18 protein-coding genes are annotated in these 20,936 nt (G+C 47.0%); 14 read left to right on the top strand and 4 right to left on the bottom strand.

Annotation, left to right across the window (positions count from 1 at the left end; genetic code table 11):
• Positions 1-3 precede the first annotated feature (3 nt).
• The 13 genes from AC1931_RS13400 to AC1931_RS13340 all read left to right on the top strand — a co-directional run bounded on the left by AC1931_RS13400 (position 4) and on the right by AC1931_RS13340 (position 15,601).
• Complete coding sequence (locus AC1931_RS13400) at positions 4-2,034, top strand: urocanate hydratase (RefSeq protein ID WP_483877787.1); 2,031 nt, start codon at positions 4-6, stop codon at positions 2,032-2,034.
• A gap of 88 nt (positions 2,035-2,122) precedes the next feature.
• Positions 2,123-3,235: a histidinol-phosphate transaminase gene (gene hisC / locus AC1931_RS13395; RefSeq protein ID WP_483877786.1), complete on the top strand. Its 1,113-nt coding sequence runs from the start codon at positions 2,123-2,125 to the stop codon at positions 3,233-3,235.
• A gap of 165 nt (positions 3,236-3,400) precedes the next feature.
• On the top strand, positions 3,401-4,510 hold the full coding sequence (locus AC1931_RS13390; RefSeq protein WP_483877785.1) for a TRAP transporter substrate-binding protein: 1,110 nt from the start codon (positions 3,401-3,403) through the stop codon (positions 4,508-4,510).
• 173 nt (positions 4,511-4,683) lie between these two features.
• A complete protein-coding gene (locus tag AC1931_RS13385) occupies positions 4,684-5,196 on the top strand; it encodes a TRAP transporter small permease subunit (protein WP_483877784.1) in 513 nt (170 codons plus the stop codon).
• The gene (locus tag AC1931_RS13380) at positions 5,193-6,746 is read left to right on the top strand and encodes a TRAP transporter large permease (protein ID WP_483877783.1); all 1,554 of its coding nucleotides are present in this window, start codon (positions 5,193-5,195) and stop codon (positions 6,744-6,746) included. The genes AC1931_RS13385 and AC1931_RS13380 overlap by 4 nt, the downstream gene beginning before the upstream one ends.
• Before the next feature lie 14 nt (positions 6,747-6,760).
• Positions 6,761-7,720, top strand: a complete 960-nt coding sequence (gene hutG / locus AC1931_RS13375; RefSeq protein ID WP_483877782.1) for a formimidoylglutamase — start codon at positions 6,761-6,763, stop codon at positions 7,718-7,720.
• A 166-nt stretch (positions 7,721-7,886) separates the two neighbouring features.
• Complete coding sequence (hutI, locus tag AC1931_RS13370) at positions 7,887-9,122, top strand: imidazolonepropionase (protein ID WP_483877781.1); 1,236 nt, start codon at positions 7,887-7,889, stop codon at positions 9,120-9,122.
• 672 nt (positions 9,123-9,794) lie between these two features.
• Positions 9,795-10,271 carry a single-stranded DNA-binding protein gene (locus tag AC1931_RS13365; protein WP_483877780.1) on the top strand — a complete coding sequence of 159 codons (477 nt, stop codon included), beginning with the start codon at positions 9,795-9,797 and terminating at the stop codon, positions 10,269-10,271.
• A gap of 616 nt (positions 10,272-10,887) precedes the next feature.
• Positions 10,888-11,031: a hypothetical protein gene (locus AC1931_RS13360; RefSeq protein WP_483877779.1), complete on the top strand. Its 144-nt coding sequence runs from the start codon at positions 10,888-10,890 to the stop codon at positions 11,029-11,031.
• Positions 11,032-11,101: 70 nt separating this feature from the next.
• Complete coding sequence (locus AC1931_RS13355; protein ID WP_483877778.1) at positions 11,102-12,079, top strand: ABC transporter substrate-binding protein; 978 nt, start codon at positions 11,102-11,104, stop codon at positions 12,077-12,079.
• Between the two features lie 87 nt (positions 12,080-12,166).
• Complete coding sequence (locus tag AC1931_RS13350; RefSeq protein WP_483877777.1) at positions 12,167-13,255, top strand: ABC transporter ATP-binding protein; 1,089 nt, start codon at positions 12,167-12,169, stop codon at positions 13,253-13,255.
• A 16-nt stretch (positions 13,256-13,271) separates the two neighbouring features.
• Complete coding sequence (locus tag AC1931_RS13345) at positions 13,272-14,957, top strand: ABC transporter permease (RefSeq protein ID WP_483877776.1); 1,686 nt, start codon at positions 13,272-13,274, stop codon at positions 14,955-14,957.
• 170 nt (positions 14,958-15,127) lie between these two features.
• Entirely contained in the window at positions 15,128-15,601 is a 474-nt protein-coding gene (locus AC1931_RS13340; protein ID WP_483877775.1) for an RT0821/Lpp0805 family surface protein, read from the top strand.
• A 215-nt stretch (positions 15,602-15,816) separates the two neighbouring features.
• Here the strand turns inward: AC1931_RS13340 and AC1931_RS13335 are convergent, their stop codons facing one another.
• From AC1931_RS13335 to AC1931_RS13320, 4 genes are all read right to left on the bottom strand, one after another.
• A complete protein-coding gene (locus tag AC1931_RS13335) occupies positions 15,817-16,614 on the bottom strand; it encodes a PEP-CTERM sorting domain-containing protein (protein ID WP_483877774.1) in 798 nt (265 codons plus the stop codon).
• A gap of 570 nt (positions 16,615-17,184) precedes the next feature.
• On the bottom strand, positions 17,185-17,811 hold the full coding sequence (locus tag AC1931_RS13330; RefSeq protein ID WP_483877773.1) for a PEP-CTERM sorting domain-containing protein: 627 nt from the start codon (positions 17,809-17,811) through the stop codon (positions 17,185-17,187).
• A 217-nt stretch (positions 17,812-18,028) separates the two neighbouring features.
• Positions 18,029-18,223, bottom strand: a complete 195-nt coding sequence (locus AC1931_RS13325; RefSeq protein ID WP_483877772.1) for a hypothetical protein — start codon at positions 18,221-18,223, stop codon at positions 18,029-18,031.
• A 137-nt stretch (positions 18,224-18,360) separates the two neighbouring features.
• Positions 18,361-18,579 carry a hypothetical protein gene (locus AC1931_RS13320; protein ID WP_483877771.1) on the bottom strand — a complete coding sequence of 73 codons (219 nt, stop codon included), beginning with the start codon at positions 18,577-18,579 and terminating at the stop codon, positions 18,361-18,363.
• A 447-nt stretch (positions 18,580-19,026) separates the two neighbouring features.
• On the opposite strand from AC1931_RS13320, the gene AC1931_RS13315 reads away from it, so the two are divergent.
• Positions 19,027-20,613 (top strand): hypothetical protein, encoded by a 1,587-nt coding sequence (locus AC1931_RS13315; RefSeq protein WP_483877770.1) that lies wholly within the window; start codon positions 19,027-19,029, stop codon positions 20,611-20,613.
• Positions 20,614-20,936 lie beyond the last annotated feature (323 nt).

Raw genomic sequence — 20,936 nt, 5'->3', positions numbered from 1 at the left:
AAAATGCTTACGAATGAAACGATCACTCAGGCCTGCCGGTTTAATCTTGATGAAATTTTCAAAGATCTTCCGGAGTATCCGGAGTTTGTTGACGGCATAAGGCGAGCTCCCAAAAGAGAGCTGACTCTGAACAGGAACGAAATTGAACTGTCAGTAAAAAATGCCCTCAGATACGTTCCGGAAAAGTGGCATAAGCAATTGGCCCCTGAGTTTCTGGATGAATTACTGAAAACTGGACGTATTGTCGGATACCGGTTTCGACCCGCTGGAGATATAAAACCGGGTGGTATCGATCATTATGAAGGCAAAACAATTGAGGGTCGGGCCCTGCAGGTCATGATCGATAACAATCTTTGTTTCGCCATTGCCCTTTATCCATATGAGCTTGTGACCTATGGAGAAACAGGGAAGGTGATGCAGAACTGGATGCAATATCACCTGATCAAAAAGTATCTCCAGGAAATGAATGATGAACAGACCCTTACAGTTTTTTCAGGGCATCCATTGGGGCTGTTCAAATCTCATAAGCTTGCACCAAGAGTTACGGTATCAAACGGCCTGATGATCGGTATGTACGATGATCTTGAAAACTGGAATAGAGCTGAGGCCCTTGGTGTTGCAAACTATGGGCAAATGACCGCAGGGGGGTGGATGTATATCGGCCCTCAGGGAATCGTTCACGGAACATATTCAACTCTGCTCAATGCTGCCAGAAAAGAGCTTGGAGTGGCCAGTGACGGTGACCTTTCAGGGATATTGTTTGTTACTTCCGGTCTTGGTGGAATGAGCGGAGCTCAACCGAAAGCCATCGAAATTGCCGGGGGTGTTGGCATTATTGCTGAGGTCGATCACTCCAGGATTCTGACTCGCCATTCACAGGGATGGGTGTCAAAAATTACTTCCGATATTCAGGAAGCATTCGATATTGCAGCAGATGCCGTAAAGCATAAGAAAGCACTATCAATTGCTTACCATGGCAATATCGTCGACCTGCTCGAATATGCTGCTGCAAACAAAATCAATATTCCAATGCTGTCAGATCAGACAAGTTGTCACAATGTATATGATGGTGGGTATTGCCCGGCAGGCATGACATTTGAGGAGCGCACCCGGATTCTCGGCGACGATAAAAAAAAGTTCAGGGCGGAAATAGATAAGACCCTCAAGCGTCATTATCATGCCATCAAAACGCTTGTTGAAAACGGCACTTATTTCTTCGACTACGGCAATAGCTTTATGAAGGCTATTTATGACACAGGCATAAAAGAAATCTGCCGAAACGGCAATAACGATCTGGATGGCTTTGTCTGGCCGTCATATGTGGAAGACATCATGGGGCCGGTGCTGTTTGATTACGGATACGGTCCTTTCCGGTGGGTTTGCCTTTCCGGAGAAGACAGCGACCTGGAGAAGACTGACAAAGCGGCCATGTCCTGTATTGATCCTGATCGTAGATTCCAGGATAGAGACAACTACATCTGGATAAGGGATGCCCAGAAAAACAAACTCGTTGTAGGGACCAAGGCTCGAATACTGTATCAAGATGCCATGGGCAGAATGACGATCGCATTGAAGTTCAATGAAATGGTCAGAAATGGTGAAGTGGGGCCGATTATGCTCGGTCGCGACCATCATGATACGGGTGGAACGGATTCCCCCTTTAGAGAAACAGCTAATATCAAAGACGGCTCCAACGTCATGGCGGATATGGCAACACAGATCTATGCCGGCAATGCCGCGAGAGGAATGAGTCTTGTCGCACTCCATAACGGTGGCGGGGTTGGCATCGGAAAATCCATCAACGGCGGGTTTGGCATGGTATTGGATGGTTCAGAGCGTGTCGACACCATTCTTTCGATGGCGATTCCCTGGGATGTTATGGGTGGAGTTGCAAGACGGGCCTGGGCTAGAAACGATCATGCTCTTGAAGCCTGCGCTGAATATAACTCTGACCAGCGGATGAACTCGCACGTGACACTTCCTTATATTGCTGATGATGAGATGGTTGCAGCGCTGGTTAAAAAACAGATCTAGTGCTTATAAGTTATAGGTTTTAATTCGCAGCATTGATCCGCCATCGACCCGGGACAGTACCCCGGAATAAAAAGCTTAGAGGGTCTGTATGATAAATTACGAAAAGCTTGCTGGTTCCAATATCGCTGAAATCGTGCCCTACAAGCCGGGCAAGCCGGTCAAAGAGCTTGAACGTGAACTCGGCATTAAAAACTGTATAAAACTGGCCTCTAACGAGAACCCCCTTGGATGCTCTTCAGCAGCACTTCAGGCCGCTAGCGACGCCTTGAGCGAGGTCTCAAGGTATCCCTTGGATGATGTCTATTACCTTCGCCGGGTCATGGCTGATTATCTTGACGTGCCAGTGGAAAAATTCCTGTTCGGTGCCGGCTCAAGTGAACTTATCGTATTGATATTGAGGACTTTTGTTTCAGAAGGTAAAAATGTCATATCTCCATTCCCCTCATTTCCGATTTATGAACTGGTTACTAAAGGGATGGGAGTGGAGTTTAGATGGGTCCCGGTAAAGGAGAAAAGCTTCAAGGTTGATTTTGACGCCCTGTCAGCTTCAGTGGATCACAACACCAGGGTTATCTTCCTTGCTAATCCCAATAACCCCACTGGAGAATATATTGATCGGGTTACACTCGATAATTTCATCGAGAAAATCCCGAGTGATGTCATCATCGTTATGGATGAGGCCTATGTGGAGTATGTGGACGCGCCGGATTTTCCAAATACACTCTCAATGCTTGATACGTATCCAAATATATTCGTGATGAGAACATTTTCCAAAGCCTTTGGACTAGCTGCTTTAAGGGTAGGCTACCTCATAGCAGACAAAGAGGCTGTGGACATGATGAATAAGGTGAGAATGACGTTTAATGTCAATATGGTTGCTCAAGCTGCTGCCGAGGCGGCCCTGAAGGATATACCTCATCTGCAACGGGTGATACGGGGGAACAGCCAAGGGAAAGAGTACCTCTATCGGCAGCTTGATGGCATGGGAATCCGCTATGTTCCAACACAGGCCAACTTTATTCTTATTAATGTCAAAAATGGCCAAGACATATTTGATAATTTACTCAGAGAGGGAGTTATTGTCAGGTTTTTAGGAAAAAGCATGCCTGATTGGGTTCGTGTCTCTATCGGCACACAACAAGAAAATCAGTTTTTTATTGCCAAGCTGAAAAAAGTTTTAGATCGTGGCAAATGTCAGTAATGAGAATCAGACCTGACCTTTCTAGGGCAACCTGACGACATTATAAACTGCTGGTTATGCCAAATTATAAAAACAGCACCGCAGACAATCACACTTTCCGTGAAAATCTCGCTAACCGCTCTTAAGTTGAACTACAACATGGAGCAAAACCTCAAAGGAGGCGTTATGAAAAGAAGAGATGTTCTGAAGGCAGCAGGTACTGTAACTTTGGCGGCAGCGGCGACGGCAGGTCTTGGCACATTTCCTGGGCGAGCCCTTGCAGCTGAAAAGAAGTACCAGTGGAAAATGGTAACAGCCTGGCCAAAGAATCTACCCGGCCCTGGCGTGGCAGCGCAAATGCTGGCGGATATGATTACCAACCTTTCCGGAGGGAGGCTGGAGGTTAAATTGTATGCAGCTGGAGAAATTGTTCCGGGACCTGGTGTTTTTGACGCGGTCTCCCAGGGGACAGCGGAAATGTACCACGCAGTTCCGTCCTATTGGGGGTCAAAATCCAAAGGGATACTGCTTTTCGGTTCACAGCCTTTCGGCCTTCGTGCAGATGAGCAGGTTGGCTGGATGAAGTATGGTGGCGGCCAGGAGTTGTATGATGAAATGTACGGTAGATTCGGCATCAAGCCTTTTCTCTGCGGCAACTCAGGCCCTCAGTGGGCTGGTTGGTTCAACAAAGAAATTAAATCAGCTGAGGATTTTAAAGGTTTACGTTTCCGTACGACAGGGCTTGCTTCTGAGATGCTCTCCAAAATGGGTATGGCGGTACAGGCAATGGGAGGTGGAGCAATGTTTCAAGCTTTACAGTCGGGTGCGATTGATGCCGGTGAATTCATTGGGCCCTGGTCCGATTCGGCTCTTGGCTTTCATCAAATTGCCAAGTATTACTACTGGCCTGGGATAGGTGAACCTTCTTCTGCGGAAGAATGCGGGGTCAATATGAAGGCATATAACGAGCTCCCGAAAGACCTCCAAGATCTGGTAAGGTATGCATGCGACAGTCTTTACAACATCGTCTGGACAGAGTACACGACCAAACACGCCATGGCCCTAAAACAGATGGTTAGTGAACATGGTGTCCAGGTAAAAAAACTGCCTGATGATGTGATTGTCGCAATGGGTAATGCGGCTGGCCAGGTTATTGAAGACCTTCGTAATCATTCAGATGAACTTGTCCGTAGAATTACTGACAGTTATTTAAACTATAGAAACCTTGTTTCCGAGTACAATGTTTATGCTGAAAATGGTCAATTGAATGGCCGAGCATTGAAGTATAAGTATTAACAGAACTGTCAAGCCGTGTCGCTGTTGTAGTCAATAGCGACACGGCTATATATGGCCGGCTACGCATCACTTGACTCCCTGCCGTTAATCACCAGAAGCTGGGAGAATGCTTCGTGGTGGAGCAAACTAACCACCACGACCATAAAACTGGAGCAGAATCATAAGGGTAGAAAATGACTAAGATAATTAATTTTCTAGAATCAATCAACAACGGTATCGGCCGGATAGTGTGCTGGTTTGGTCTGATGATGCTACTGCTCCAGTTTTTTAATGTTGTTCTTCGTTACGTGTTTGGTATGAATTACATCTTTTTGAATGAGGGGGTTTTGTATCTCCATGCAACACTTTTCATGCTAGGGTCCGGCTATACCCTCATGGTTGACAAACATGTAAGAGTGGACATTTTCTATTCTAAGCTTTCTGTCCGAAAGCGTGCCATGGTTGATCTTTTTGGTCACCTGATCTTCCTTCTTCCCTCTATGGTTATCCTGTTTATTTATACCTGGCCCACAGTTAAAACATCATGGATAATTTTTGAAGGCCCTGTTTCAGTTGGTGGAATTCCCGCTTCATTTCTTCTTAAATCTCTGATTTCAATATTTTGCGTACTTATTATTATTCAGGGTGTGGCCAATCTTCTCAAAGATTGTATTGTTTTGTTCGATAGAAATAAGGTGAGTCAATGATATTACCTTTGGATATATTACTTGTAATAGCTCTCATTACAGGGATCCTGATGGGATATCCCGTGTCTTTTACCCTTACCGGTGTTGCAGGCGTTTTTGCTGTTATCGGTTATTTCACGGGTAATTTTGACATGTCGCTTTTAGGGGCACTCGGACAGCGGTTTTTCGGTATTTTGACCAATGATGTTTTGATTGCCATACCGCTGTTTGTCCTCATGGGGATCATTCTGGAAAAAACCCAAATTGCAGAGGAACTGCTCGAAACCATGGGCAAACTTTTTGGCAGGTTGCCCGGTGGCTTAGGTATATCTGTTGTTTTTGTGGGAGCACTTCTCGCTGCATCTACAGGCATTGTGGGGGCAACAGTTGTGGCAATGGGAATGATCGCGCTGCCGACAATGCTCAGAAATAAATACAACCCCTGTCTTGCAAGTGGCATTGTCTGCTCCGCCGGAACGCTCGGTCAGATTATCCCTCCTTCCACGTTGCTGATTATCCTGACGGATGTCATGTCAAGCTCTTATCAACAGGCGCAGTATGCCCAGGGAAAGTTCAATATTGAAACCCTCTCTGTTGGTCAAATGTTTGCAGCGGCGATGGTTCCTGGTTTTGTTCTGGTGTTTATCTACATCGTATATCTACTTTTTGTAGCCTGGTTTTTCCCAAACCAATCACCTTCCTTGACTGAAATCGGCGACGAGCGGCCAAGTGTAAGGATAATCTTTAAAACCATTTTACCGCCGATCATGCTGATTGTGGCTGTTCTCGGCTCCATCTTAGGTGGCATCGCCACGCCGGCTGAAGCCGCTGCGGTAGGGGCGATCGGAGCTCTTCTGATTGCCGGTTCACGTCAAAAAGGCAACGGCAGAGTAATACTTATTGGAATAGGCGCTTTGTTTCTTCTGAGTATCCTGGCGGGACTCTATCCGGTACGTTTGCAAAGGTCTAACCTCGCACCGTTGGATATTGCGATGGGTGTCGTCTGTATCTTTCTCGCACTGATCGGGGCTTATACTGTCTTCAGGTCACTGATGGTCATCATAAAGCAAAAAGTAATGACCCCGGTTTTGACCTCAACAATGGTTGTGACCTCGATGATCTTTGCAACCATACTGACTGCATCCATGTTCTCACTAGTCTTCATCGGTCTTGGCGGTAAAGAGAGAATTGTCCAGATCTTAACAGCCATGCCGGGAGGTGCCACCGGTGCATTACTGTTCTGCATGGCCCTTATCTTTGTGTTAGGGTTTTTTCTCGACTTTGTGGAAATCAGTGTCATTTTGCTCCCGCTTATCTGCCCGCCCCTGATCATGATGGGACATGACCCTATCTGGCTGTCAGTGGTCATTGCCTTCGGCCTGATGAGCTCCTTTTTGACACCACCTTTTGGCTTTTCCCTGTTTTATCTAAGGGGGGCCGCTCCTCCTGAAATTTCGACCGGGCAGATATACAAAGGGGTCTTGCCGTTTATCGCTCTGCAGATTCTTTGTGTTCTTGTCCTTTGGTTTTTCCCGAAATTCGCGACGTTTCTGCCAAACCTGCTTTTTTGACCAGAGTGTGAACGATGCGTACAACTGGATATTATGAACCCCGGATGAGCTGCTGGTGCGGACGTACAGATCATACGACTGACCCTGACTTCTACAGGGTGCATCAGGTCATTCAGCCGCTCAACCTGAATAAAGAATTTCTCTGTCATTCAGAAAGAAGCCTTTGTCTGCTGGGATTCGCATCTGATGAGGGAGTCCGGAGGAATAACGGACAGCAGGGCGCATCAGAAGGTCCAGCGTCCATTCGCGAGGCCATGGCCAACCTTCCCTGGCATTGGGATCATGTTGATATCTACGATGCCGGCGATGTTGTCTGTTCAAACAGGGACCTGGAAAAAGCTGAAGATTCGCTGGCATCAAGCGTAGAGAAAATTTGTGCCGCGGGGGCTTTTCCTGTTGTTCTTGGCGGCGGCCACGAAGTTGCCTTCGGGCATTACAACGGACTAAAGCGTTTCTATAAAAATGACACGATCGGCATCATCAATTTCGATGCCCATTTTGATATAAGGGCATATGCCGAAGGGATGTCTTCTGGGACGATGTTTGCGCAAATTGCAGATAATGAAAAAGATTTCAAATATTTCTGCCTGGGAATTCAAAAAGCCGGCAATACCAGGGCCCTTTTCAAAAAAGCTGAGGAGCTTGGGATAAAGTATCAAACAGCAGATGAAATTTCGGAAAAAAAGGATCTTTCAGCGCTGAACAAATTTATCAACCAATCCGACCGAATTTATCTGACCCTTTGTTTTGATGTTATTTCTTCTGCTTTTGCCCCGGGGGTAAGTGCTTCCCAGCCATTCGGCATTGACCCGAAAGATGTCAGACGCCTCATAAGGGATATTCTGCGGACCAGGAAGGTGGCAGGGTTTGATATCGCAGAAGTCGCACCGAAATTGGATGTCGGCGGCAAAACATCAAAATTGGCAGCCCATATTATTTTTAACGTCATCGATGAATTTGCAAAGCGCGGATAAAGTAACATTGCCCAGTTGGAAACGCTCATCAACAGAATCTGACTCACAGGAAAATTGCGTCTGGCTGATAACGCCGAATTGAATCCGGACACTAATGATATCAGCAGCACGAACCCGCTTAAATCGTTTCACCTATTAATCAAAATCACCGTAAGGATATTTGGTCATGAATTCTGATTTTCCAACAAAGTGGGATTCACTTTGGGTTAACGTCCACCTTGCAACTTTAACAAACACGAAAGATTTCGGTGAAATCCATGATGCCGCGATCGCTGTTAGCGATGGGAAGATTGCCTGGCTCGGGCGGCGTAAAGACTTGCCTGAAAACTATAATACGACGATTGAACATGATGGTCGTTCCTGTTGGTTAACGCCTGGCCTCATTGACTGCCATACTCATATCGTTTATGCCGGCAATCGAAGCGATGAATTTGAAGCTAGGCAGAATGGTGTGAGTTACGAAGAGATCGCCCGCCGGGGGGGCGGGATTATGTCGACAGTTAGGGCAACTCGCTCTGCTTCGATTGAGGAATTGTTTTTCAACAGCTTGCCACGAGTCAAAAATTTGCTTGCGGAGGGGGTCACAACCATAGAAATCAAGTCCGGCTATGGACTTGAAATTAACAGCGAAGCCAATATGCTGCGAGTGGCTCGGAGGATCGGTCGAGAATTACCGATCCGGGTACGAACAACCTTTCTTGGAGCTCATGCCCTTCCACCTGAATTCGCCGATCAACCGGATGCATATATTGACGATATCTGTCAAAATATGCTGCCTGTGCTTACGGCTGAGGGGCTGGTGGATGCTGTGGATGTATATTGTGAAAAGATCGGATTTTCTCCTATTCAGACCGAACGAGTTTTCAAGGCGGCACAACAAACCGGTTTGCCGGTTAAGCTGCATGCAGAGCAGCTCTCAGACTGCGGAGGTGCGCAGTTGGTCGCAAGATACAAGGGGCTGTCAGCAGACCATCTCGAATATCTCTCTCCCGAAGGAATTGACGCAATGGCTAATGCCGGCACTGTAGCAGTGTTGCTTCCCGGTGCTTTTTATTTTTTACGTGAGACAAAGCTTCCACCTGTCGACGCATTACGATCGGCTGGTATCCCTATTGCGGTGTCTACCGATTGTAATCCCGGAACCTCGCCACTGACTTCGCTTCTTACCGCTCTGAATTTTTCATGTATTTTGTTTCGCCTGACACCGTTGGAGGCCCTTTTGGGAGTCACCTCTAATGCTGCACGTGCTCTAGGCCTTGCTAACGATATAGGCACGTTGGAGATTGGCAAGCTAGCTGATTTTGCCTTGTGGGACATTGATCGGCCAGCGGATCTAGCTTATGGCATCGGCATCAATTCCTGTCGGATGGTCGTTAAAAGCGGGGTTGTTCACAATCCATAGGCCATAAATATAGCAATCCTTAATGTTTGGAATAATCCATGACAGGGAAACTCGAGAAAATGAGGAACACTTCCCGTTTTTCTCGTTGATCACCATCTACAGCACATAATGACCTGGTTAGCCCATGCGAGCTGGTGCATTTTCATGAATTATGGTGTATTGGATTCATATATCACCTAAGAATTAATTGTACAGCTATCGGCTGAAAATCCGTTTCGTTTATTGTGGGTATCAAAACCAAAAAGTCCGCCACTCTACAATCGAGGTGGCGGGTTTTCACGCAATAACCGGTGGTGAGTTTCAAATTGGTATAAGTGACCGACTTAGACAAGATATATGCTGTTAACCTGATGATTCTGTAGGCGCTTGACATTTATGGTGATTTTGCTCCTTTCTTCATGGAAGTTTTCCACGTGATGTTCAGGCTCATTTCGTGTTAGAAATACCAGGAGTCCTTCATACACATCTTTTATTGGAAGAGACTTTGACTTTCATTCTCTTTACGAAACATATACGATGACCAGCTCAAAAACATCAGAAGACACTTGCCAACTATTTAAGCGCTGATGAGAAAAATGTATCAGCGCATTTAATATGTTTTAAGCTCAGTGACACTAACTTTAGGCGAGTGACAACAACTTTTGGCAATTTGCAGAACATAAGGAGGTTTTCATGTCGGTTAATAAGGTTATTCTAGTAGGCAATCTCGGTAAAGACCCGGAGCTGCGTTACACCCCGTCCGGTACGGCGGTAGCGACTTTCTCGTTGGCGACCACGGAGCGTTACAAGGATCGTGACGGGCAGCGGCAGGAAAAAACCGAGTGGCACAATATTGTTGCCTGGCGGCAGTTGGCGGAGATCTGTGGCAAGTTCCTGCACAAGGGGAAGCAGGTTTACATTGAGGGGAAAATCCAGACCCGTTCTTATGATGATCGTGACGGCAACAAACGTTACATCACCGAGATTGTCGTTGATCAGATGCAGATGCTCGGCACTAAAGATGACAGCCAGGGTGGTGGCTACGGAGGTCAGCAGGACAGGGGCAATACTTCTTCCCAGCGTGGCGGACAACAGCCATCAGGCGGCAGCTCCAGCAAGGATGATTTTGAGGAACCGGCCTTCAACCCGGACGATGAAATTCCTTTTTAGGGTGCAATAACGCAAAAAATCATTGAATAGAATATTGAAATAAAAGGCTCAATTCCTTTGACGATAAGGAATTGAGCCTTTTATTTGATGAGAAAAGGGCTGGGCCTGAAAACGATTGGAAGAAAGGAATTCCAGGCTGAAGAAGTTCAGATTAAAAACGACGGGATCGCTCGAATAACTGGTGTAGTTGCAAAGGTGACATGCCCTTTTACACAATTTGCAATCGTAACCAAATGTTGCGCGGCGTTCTTTCATATTCCTCGCTTATCGTATGTCGAGATACTTTACAGTGTCGGAATGTTTAACGCGTGATTTCTTTCTGCATCGGTAAAGCATCCTTTCTGCGTGTCAATCGGCAAGGCCAACAGCAGAAAAGGACAGATTACCAGGTGCTGGTGCCGTAACTGGTTTGTCATTTAGTGTTATTTCCAGAGGATACTGACTAAATCGCATTGCCAGTGAAGCATCAGGCTGAGAATCAAGCAAAATACAGGCCATATAATTAAGCCCTATATTTCAGCAGGCTGTGGCTGTTTCCTGGACTGATTCACGATGTGTAAACTTTTTCGACAGGATTTTCGGCGGCATTCGACTGTGTACTGTAAAAGGATAACAGTTGAACTATCTTGAAGGAAAAACCTGTGATAAAAAAAAATTCAATAAAACCAAAGATAAAAAAACAGTGTCCCTTATGCTTGCGAATTTCTATGGTAAACTTGCCATGGTTGCCGAAAGATATCCTGTTTTTTCCGTAATCTGACTTTGGCCAATTGATATTAAAATTGTCCAGCGCACAACACCTGCCCTTACCCAACATGAAAAAGGAGTCAATGATGAAAAAAGTCCTGCTGGTGCTTAGTTTGGTGTCCTTGATGTGGTGCGGTGTTGCTGCCGCAGCTACCGACAACATCAACTTTTACGCGAACATGACAGCGATCGAACCCTTGATTGAAGCCTACAATGTCGGCCATGAAGGCACCGCAGTCTACACCCGGATGTCAACCAGCAAATATCTGGCAACCGTTTTGACCGAATTTTCCGTCGGCAGGCTTCAGGCCGACGTGCTGCAGGGCCCCCTCCCCATCATTAATATGCTCAAGGAAAAAGGGGTGCTCGCACCCTATCGGTCACCTGCCGCCGCAGGCTATCCTGACTGGGCAACAGCAGATGACAGCGTTATCCAGTTCGGGATTGAATATGTCGGGCTGATCTACAACAAGGAACTGGTCAAACCGGAGGATGTGCCAACCCGCTACGAAGACCTGGCCGACCCCAAATGGCTTGATCGGATTGTTATGCCCGATCCCGCGTCTCACGCTACGACTATCTCCTGGCTGGTCGGCCTCAAAGAAAACGGGATCTTTGCCGACGAGGATTCCTGGATGGCCTTTCTTAAAGGAGTTGCCGCCAATAAGCCAATGTTTGTCGCGTCGTTCGGCCCAACTCCGGCACCCATTGAGAGTGGTCAGAAACTGATCGGCATTTCCATGCCGAAATATATTGTGACCAAAGCGCCGGCGCCCCTTGACTGGGCCAGGGTCGACACGCTGCTCGGCTCACCCAGGGCCATTGCGGTTGCTGCCGGCGCTTCCAATCCGGCCGGGGCACGGGCTTTTGTTGATTATTGGCTCAGTCGCGATGCGATGCAGCTGCTGGCCGACAAGGTTGGTGAATATGTGCTGACCCCCGGGGTCTATCCACCGATAGATGGTATCAGTGAGGTCAGGGTGTTGCCGATTCGGGAACTCACCGACCCGGAAATCCGTCATTGGGGCAGTGAGTTTCAGAAAATATTTTACGGCAAATAATCTCGCTCACAGCTTATCCCACCGTCGTTCCAGCCCCGGGCCGATGCCGAATTATGTTGGTGTCGGCCCGGTAAAACAAGAGGTCGTATGGAAATTCGCATCGAACAACTGAGCCGCTTTTACTACTCGGAAGGGAAGCAGATCAAAGCCCTGGACCGGGTTGATCTGGTGATTCCGGCCAATCGGATTTTTACCCTGCTCGGGCCGAGTGGCTGCGGTAAAACCACCCTGCTGCGCTGCATTGTCGGACTGGAAACCCCGGACGAAGGAAAAATTTTCATTGGCGACGACCTGGTTTTCTCCCAAGCCGACGGGATTTTTGTCCCGCCGGAAAAGCGTCGTCTGGGCATGGTGTTTCAGACTTATGCCATCTGGCCACATATGAACGTGTTCGACAATATCGCCTATCCGCTGCAGACCGCCGGGATGCCTCGCGACCAGATCCAGGAAAAAGTCGCCGGGGTTCTTAAGTTTGTTCAGCTGGAAGGGTTCGAAAAGCGACCGGCGACCAAGCTCAGCGGTGGACAGCAGCAGCGGGTAGCCCTGGCGCGCGCGCTGGTGGCGGAACCGAAAGTTATTCTGTTCGATGAGCCCCTGAGCAATCTTGACGCTAAGCTGCGGGAAGAAACCCGCAAGGAGCTGCGTACTTTTCTCAGCGAACTGGAAATTACCGCGATCTATGTTACCCATGATCGCATCGAGGCCCTTGCCCTGTCTGATCAGATTGCGGTGATGCGTGCCGGCAAGATTATCGAAATCGGCGACCCGAAAAAAATCTACTTTAACGCTGACCATCGCTTTGTTGCCGACTTTATCGGCCGCGCCAACCTGATCCCCGGCAAGGTAGCCCAGACCGAAGGGGGGCATGCCCTGTTCGATTCATCCATCGGCAAGATTTACGCCCTGAATCCACATGCCCTTGCCATTGATACGGAGGCGATCCTGTGTGTCAGGCCTGAGTTTATTAACCTTGCAGCGCAACACGAAACAGATCGACAAAATGTTTTCAGTGGTCGCATGGAAACCCTGATCTTCATCGGCGAAGCCTACGAGGGGGAGATCCGCATTGGCGAGACGCTGTTGACAACAACCATTGATCCGATCCGCGATATCAACGAAGGGGATACCATCAGTATCGCTTTTGATCCTGATCACTGTTTCCTGCTGGCGCAATAGGAACTGGACGGCTTCCATGAATAAAAAACCGACCCTGACTACCGGCCTGATTGCCGTTGTCGGCTTTCTCACCCTGTGCCCGGTGATTATGCTGCTGCTCGGCAGTTTTTCGCGGGATTTCGTTTCTTTCGGCGAATTTACCACCAGCAAATATGTCGCCGCCTACACCGATCCGGATTTTGCTGAAATCCTCTGGAACACCTTTGTTTTCACCCTGGGATCGGCGGTTTTTGCCACCGCACTGGCCTTGTTTCTGGCCTATGTCAACACCAGAACCGACCTGCCGTTTAAATTCATCTTCCGGATCATCTCGATTATTCCGATGATGATTCCGCATATTTTGTTTGCTGTCAGCTGGGTGCTGCTGCTCAACCCCAACAATGGCATCCTCAATACCCTTTTCTACGAGCTGTTCGGCCTTGATCGGTCATTTTTTAATATTTACAGCCTGACCGGCATGATTCTGGTTGAAGGGCTGCTTGATCTGCCTATTGCCTATCTGGTCATTGCTCCGGCCATGAGCTCTTTTGATGTGTCTCTGGAGGAATCGTCCAAGGTCTGCGGTGCTTCGGCCTGGCGGACCTTGATAAAAATTACCCTGCCGGTTCTGCGTCCGGCGATTCTCGCTGCTATGATTCTGGTCATTGTCCGTAGCCTTGCTTCCTTTGCGGTGCCGTCGGTGATCGGCATGCCCGGACGGATTTATGTCTTCTCGACCCACATCTATCGCAGTATTTCCAGCGGCTTTGCCGCCGACTTCGGTCTGGCTGCGGCGATCGGCATGAGCGCCCTGGTTGCCTCCATTACCCTGATCTATCTGTACCGTTATTTAACCCGTGAAAGCAGCAAATTTGTTACCGTGACCAGTCGCGGGTTCAAGCCAACCCTGATCAAACTGAACAATGCCCGCTATCCGATGTTTGTTATCGTCGGGATTATTTCTTTCGTCCTGATCGTCCTGCCGGTCATGGTGCTGTTCTACACATCGATGCTGCCGTACTCAATGGTACCCAGTGCCCGCGCCTTTTCGATGATGTCCTGGGCTAACTGGATTGATGTCCTCAAGGATCCGGTGTCTCTTCTGTCCCTGAAAAACAGCCTTTACCTCGGCATTGTCGGCGCAACCCTGGGTACCCTGCTGTCGATTCTGGTTTCTTATGTAGTCGTCAAGGTTAGAACCACAGCGGCTGGGATCCTCGATTCTCTGACTTTTTTGTCTTTTTCCTTTCCTGGAATCGTCATTGGCGTCGGTTTCATGTGGTTTTTTGTCCGCACCCCACTTTACGGCACCCTGACGGCTTTGTTAATCGGCTACATCGCGACTTATCTTCCCTACGGGGTGCGCCCCATTTCGAGTGCTTTCGTCCAGATACACGACCATCTGGAAGAATCCTCCCGGGTCTGTGGTGCGAGCCCTTTTTATACCCTGCGCAAGATCATCATCCCGCTGCTGATTCCCGGCATTGTTTCCGGGTGGATTCTGATGGCCTCCATGTTCCTGCGTGAGCTGACCCTATCGGTGGTTCTATCGCGTCCGGGGACCGAGGTGTTGGCTGTTCAGATTCTGCGCTTTGCCGAAGACGGTTTGTGGGGCCGACTCTCGGCTCTAGGAATCATTATGATTCTGATCTGTTCATTGCTGGTTATTGTTGCCGCGCTGATCGGCAAATACCTCAACCGCATGGAAGTGGTCAACACCTAGGGGCGGTCTGAAGCATGGACATCATGGTGCCGAGAGGTCGCCCCGTGAAAATCCAGGACTGGCATGCTGCGTCAAGTGAAGTCTTTTGCTGAAGTGGTTTTTCTGTGCGGGTCTGTTATGATCTTTGTAACTGTGAAAGTTTGGAGCAGAAAGTTTCTGGAGGTGCCGTTATGAAAAAGTTAGCTGTGTCGATGCTGTTGTTGGCGCTGGCCGTCAGCGGATGTGCCCCTTATTCAGCCGGGCCGCGTGAGCAGACCGGGACCCTGCTCGGGGCAGGAACCGGCGCCTTGCTTGGCGCCCAGGTTGGTGGCGGCCGCGGACGGCTGCTGGCCGTGGCGGTAGGAACCCTGGCGGGAGCGCTGATTGGTCAGGATATAGGGCGGACCCTGGACCGGGCCGACCAGGTGATCATGCAGCAGAATGCCCAGTATGCCCTGGAGCATGCCCCGACCCGAACATCAACGCCATGGCGTAATCCTGATAGTGGTCACCGTGGTGAGTTGACACCATTAGAAACCTACCAGACCAGTTCCGGTATGTATTGTCGTGAGTATCAACAGACGGTATGGATAGGGGGCGAGGAGCAGCAGGCCTACGGCACCGCTTGCAGACAACCGGATGGAAGCTGGAAAATTATCCGTTAAAAAGGTGGTCATCAGGACATTTGGGTGGTGACGCTGATCAAGAACCTTGGCCTGGGGACATAATGCCAATTAGGCTCATAATTAGTTTTGTGTTACCCGGTCGCACTTCAGGTAATGAAGTTCCCCTTCCTTACATCATTGAGACACACTACCGGCGGAGTCATTGCTGACAACGCTGGTAGTGTGTCGGTATTTTTACGGTTGCCGACAGAACTCTACGCTTTATTCGTCCTGCGTTGGTACAGGGCCAGGCCGGCAAGGCCGCTGCCGAGAAGGAGCAGAGTGCCGGGCTCGGGGACTGCGGCAGGTTCTCTGGCAGGTGAATAAGCCGAGGCTGTATTGTATGTATGGAGTTCAACAGCATAGTTACGCAGTGGGTCCCAGCCCGTTGCATCAACGACTGAGAGCAATCCTTCAGCTGATATGGGATCATTTATATTGTAGGCGATAATATCTTCAGCCAGTTTTACCCACCCTTCTGAAGAATGGTAGCTGAGAGTAAGGTTGACATGATGCCCCCAGTAAACCCATTCAGTATCAGCATCATCATGCACTCCAGAATCTGTGAATTGATATTTCGCAACAAAACTAAAATCCCCTGCAGCTGTAATCGTAAAGTTACGCACTAAATGGGATGTCCCCGACGCATTTAACGTAACGCCGGTTCCGTTGTTGGTCACCTGAGCGGAGGAGGAGACGCTAGTGGTTGTTGTTGACGCTTCGCCGACAGCAGCAGAGCCAGAATTTTCAAATGTCGCTGACGACGTATCAATAACACTCTCCAGGTTTTCGACCCACCCGGGGCTATCATAGTCACTTGCCTTTTCTGTCCCCCAGATTGCATCAGCACCATTCATTCCATAGATGCTGGTGCTCCAATCAAAGGCTCCTGAATGTTGTCCCCAGTCGACACTGAGACTCCCCGTACTGGTTGCTGTTGACGTTGCGAATAACAGTGATGGAAAAATCAATATAACTGTTGCACAAAGTAGCGATCTGGCAGTTTTTTTCATGATTATCCTCCTGTATCGCTCCCCCAATAGTTCAAAGAAAAAATGAATATCCCTCAATGGCATATCAATCAACATTTCAAACAGCTGGCAGATGTTACTGTCTTTAGCGGGACCGGAAACTCACCTGGATCTCCATAAGATGAAAACTTTATGGCGTTATGATAGATTTTTGCATAAATTATGCCTCGTATTTTATGTGAGTATGTTCGGTAAGTTACTGATTCGCAATTATAATGCTCATAATTAGTGTAAGGTTTTCCGACATATATTTTAATTCAAAGCCGCATCCCTCCTCACGGGCGCGGACATCCTTGCCGCTTTTCTGACATTCAGTAAGCTTCCTCACGCTTCGAATCCCGACAATGACACAATAAAAACTTCCCTGCTTATACAGAGAGCATTATCTCAGAAAAGTTTTTCTAACATGCAAACCTACCGTGGAAGCCTACGAATTCTTTTTTTGCGGAAACAAAAACCCCATCGAGATGAATTCCCGATGGGGCAAAAAAAGCGGAGCCATTGCCGACTCCGCCTTTATGTGTCGAAATATTTTACAGTGTCGAAAAAGCTTTACACTTTATTCATCCTGCGTCTATACAGGGCCAGACCTGTCAGACCGCTACCGAGAAGGAGCAGAGTGCCGGGCTCGGGAACAGGGGAGACACCAACTGCGTTGACATCAAATCCATCCGTACTAGGTCCGCCGACGGTAGCATCTTGTACGAGCAGATAACGGAAAGGACCACCTGTTAAGTTAATAGTGGTCGAAGTTGTGGCATTTGAAATTAAAGCGACAAAATTAAAATCTGAAACACTGATGGTTGCTCCACCATTTGCAGAGCTCAATCCAGAGAAATCGTATGATGAATCGGCTACATAAACATTAGCTGACTCGGGATAGGTAGATCTTGTGCCGTTGGTTGTTTCAAAAACAATAGCTGCAGCATCAAACTCCGCCCCAAAGTCGAAAACTGCAAGACCACCAAGGCCCAAGCTTAAAAAAGTCGAATCTGGACTGCCAAGGGAACTTGTCTGATTATATCGTGAACCCACAGTACTGCTCAACGTCACGCCCGTTCCATCATCCCATCTGACATCTGTAGCATAGGTGTAGCTAAGAGCCATTGAGGTGCTTGCCATTGTCAATACGACTGCAAACACCAAAAGAATACTTAAAGTAGATTTCTTTATAATCATTTTTTTCTCCAAGGACACGAAGTTGAGAAAGTATATAAATTGTTTCTGTGCTTATAAGCAAAAAAGGGGCCATCTATATATATTATATAAATTTCAGCTTGTTGAGGTTCTTCATATGGTTGGCTCAATACCGTGTAAACTTTTTCGACAAGATGTCGATATCTGGAAGCGGCCTTCGTGATTGCGGATGCCGGGCAAGGGCAGGGATATGTGGCTGTCAAACCAACCCCCAAGCAACCTCCAAAAGAAAATGCCTCCTGCGATGACTTGAAATAGGCGCTTCAATGTGGCGTCCGTGAGGGGGATTCACCCACTTCGACAGGCACATCAGGTGCCCTCCTGCGTCGGAGGTTTTGGCATCATCGGGCGGTCCGGGAAGGCTCTCGATGACGTGAATGGTCATTTTTTTCATGGAGGCCTCCTTGAACGTCTGCTCAGAGATCTCTTGAACAGACCTGTGGATTTGCGGCATATGAATCAATCGGACGGAATCATGGCGTGGTGAGGTTGGTACGAGGTTGGTTTACGGAACGGTTTTGACGGGGGATTTTACTGAGCGGATTCTTCGATGAGGACAATTTCTGTGGGGAAGATCAGACGGCGGAAAACACGGACATTGCCGTTGTATTCGATCCGGGTCAGGATAGTTTCTTCCGGTGGTCCCAGGGCTTCGGCATAGTCCCACTCATCCGGCTCCAGAATGGCGAGATTGATGTCGAGATCGTCCTCGATCAAGGACAGGTCTTGCCAGTTGTTGATGCGGATCATATAGGGCTCCTTTCGTGGCATAAAAAGCCCCCGATCACAGGGATCAGGGCTGGGGGTGAAAAGCTGGCAAACTGAAAATGATCTACTTTTGATTTTGACAAAGGTGTAGGTGTCCGAGATACTGACAGGGCGATGAATTAATGGGCAGGAGTAAAAGTGAAAATTATCACTTGGAACTGCAACGGCGCACTTAGGAAAAAGTATGAAGCCCTTGAAGGGCTTGGTGCTGGTTTGCTAGTTATTGGGGAATGTGAGGATCCATAGCAATCCGTCAACAATTATGCCGAATGGGCTGCCAACCATCTTTGGATTGGTAGAAACAAAAACAAGGGGATTGTTGTCTTTGCAAAAAAACGGTACATCTTTAGAAATGCTGGACTGGCCTGATGACAATCTTTGGGAGTTCTCCTCTGCTATAACTAGAAAAATATAAATATTGGTAGAATTATGGATATGAAAAGGTGTTCTTTGCTCTCAGCGCTAATATCTGTTTTTTTTCTTATTTATTATAAGGATTTTTTCTTTGGTCCAGCAATATTTGAGACAGGTGATTATGCAGCTAACTCACTTAAAATAATTAATGCAAAAAACTTTGAAGAAATTTACGGAAATTATTCACGATGGAATTTTAATCATCCTGGCCCAGCCTTTTTTTATATCTATGCATTGGGAGAGTTTCTTTTTCACGATACAATAAAAATATTTAATTCACCACATCAGTCTCATGTTTTCATGAACATGTTGGTTCAAAGCTTTTTCATAGGATCGGCATTGTCGATTTTGCACAGATTCAGTCGATCATGGTTGTTTATTAGCTTTCTCTTTATTTTTTTTGTAGCTCACTATTATCACGCATCTTTATCTATTATTGATATATGGCCACCAAATATTTTAACAGGGCCTTTAGTTGCTCTTGTTGTATATGCAACTGCACTCTCTATCGGTAATATTGCTTTATTGCCCCTCGTAACATTAAGTTCATGCCTACTGATACATAGTCATGTAGCGCAGCCATTATTTGTTTTCCCAATTTTTATAGTTTCAATAATTTTATTTATATTTAGGAGAAAAAAACTAGAAAATAAAAAATCCATAAAAAGTCCATTGCTTCTTTCGTTTTTTTTAATATTAATTTTCATAATTCCTTTTGTGATCGATTTACTAAAAGGATCTGAATCAAATATATCTTCAATATTTAGACATATAGAGACACATTCTGGGGAATCAAAATCATTTACCCAGTCCCTTGGATACCTTCTTTCATTCTTTTTTTATTCATTTAGTACTGGAAATGGTACCTTCATTGAATCAAAATTAAATATATTAAATTTTATTTCAGAAAACATTTTTTTGTTCTTAATTTGGTCTACAGCACTGTTGACATTTCTTTTTATTCTTCACAAAAATCTTTTGAAGAACTTGAAGATTGAACAATGGTATTTCTTTAAAAATTTCACCCTTTTTGTTTTTCTGTCGTTTTTTCTGACTATATTGTGGGGAATGATACAGGACGGTCAATTATATGCTTTTAATGCTTACTTTAATTATGGACTTATTTTCCTCTTAAGCACTCCGTTTTTTTTGATAATTTCAAAATATACTGAGAAAGTTTCTCCAAATGCTCCACGCATAGGTGTTGCTTTCTCGTTTTTATTGCTCACTTTTGTGGCTGTATATGTTCAGGCTCCCTCAACCGAATCTATCAATGAGTCCGACCTGTCAATTCCCCAAAAAGTTCATTATTTCCTAAGTCAAGCGCCTCAAAAACCTATCTTTTTACTTTTTGATAGTCGTGATTGGCCACAAGCTATTGGTATAGCTCTGGCTTTAAAACGTGAGGAAGTTCCATATTATGTCTTAGATAGATGGGGGTATCCCTTTGGCGTTGAAAATATTATTCCTGATAATGCGGATTATCATAAAATTGACGTTTGGTATGTGTCTCACGATACAAAAAATCAGATTCTGATCACGCCTTCAGTTATAGTTAACCACGATAAAAACAATATGATTCAGATTGTGCCTTCATTATAACAATTGAATAAAATTGGAAATCGATAAGACAACTAAATTGGAGGGAATAGTTATAGGAGATGTTTCTCTCCAAATTTCACAGCAGAATCATGGCAGGCTTTCGCGGGAAACCAACATCCAGCCAACCCCCAATCAACCCCAAAAGAAAACGCCTCCTCCGATGACTCGACAGAGGCGCTTCAATGTGGCGTCCGTGAGGGGGATTCGCCCACTACGTCACCCGCATCACGCGGGCTCCTGCGTCGGCTCCCCTCCGCTCGCTGACGCGGCCGTCCTGGCAGCTTTTCTGACATTCAGTCAGCGCTCGCTGCGCTTCGAATCCC

The organism is Pelovirga sp. C15f (assembly GCF_057178085.1).
This window is presented reverse-complemented; position numbering and strand designations above follow the sequence as displayed.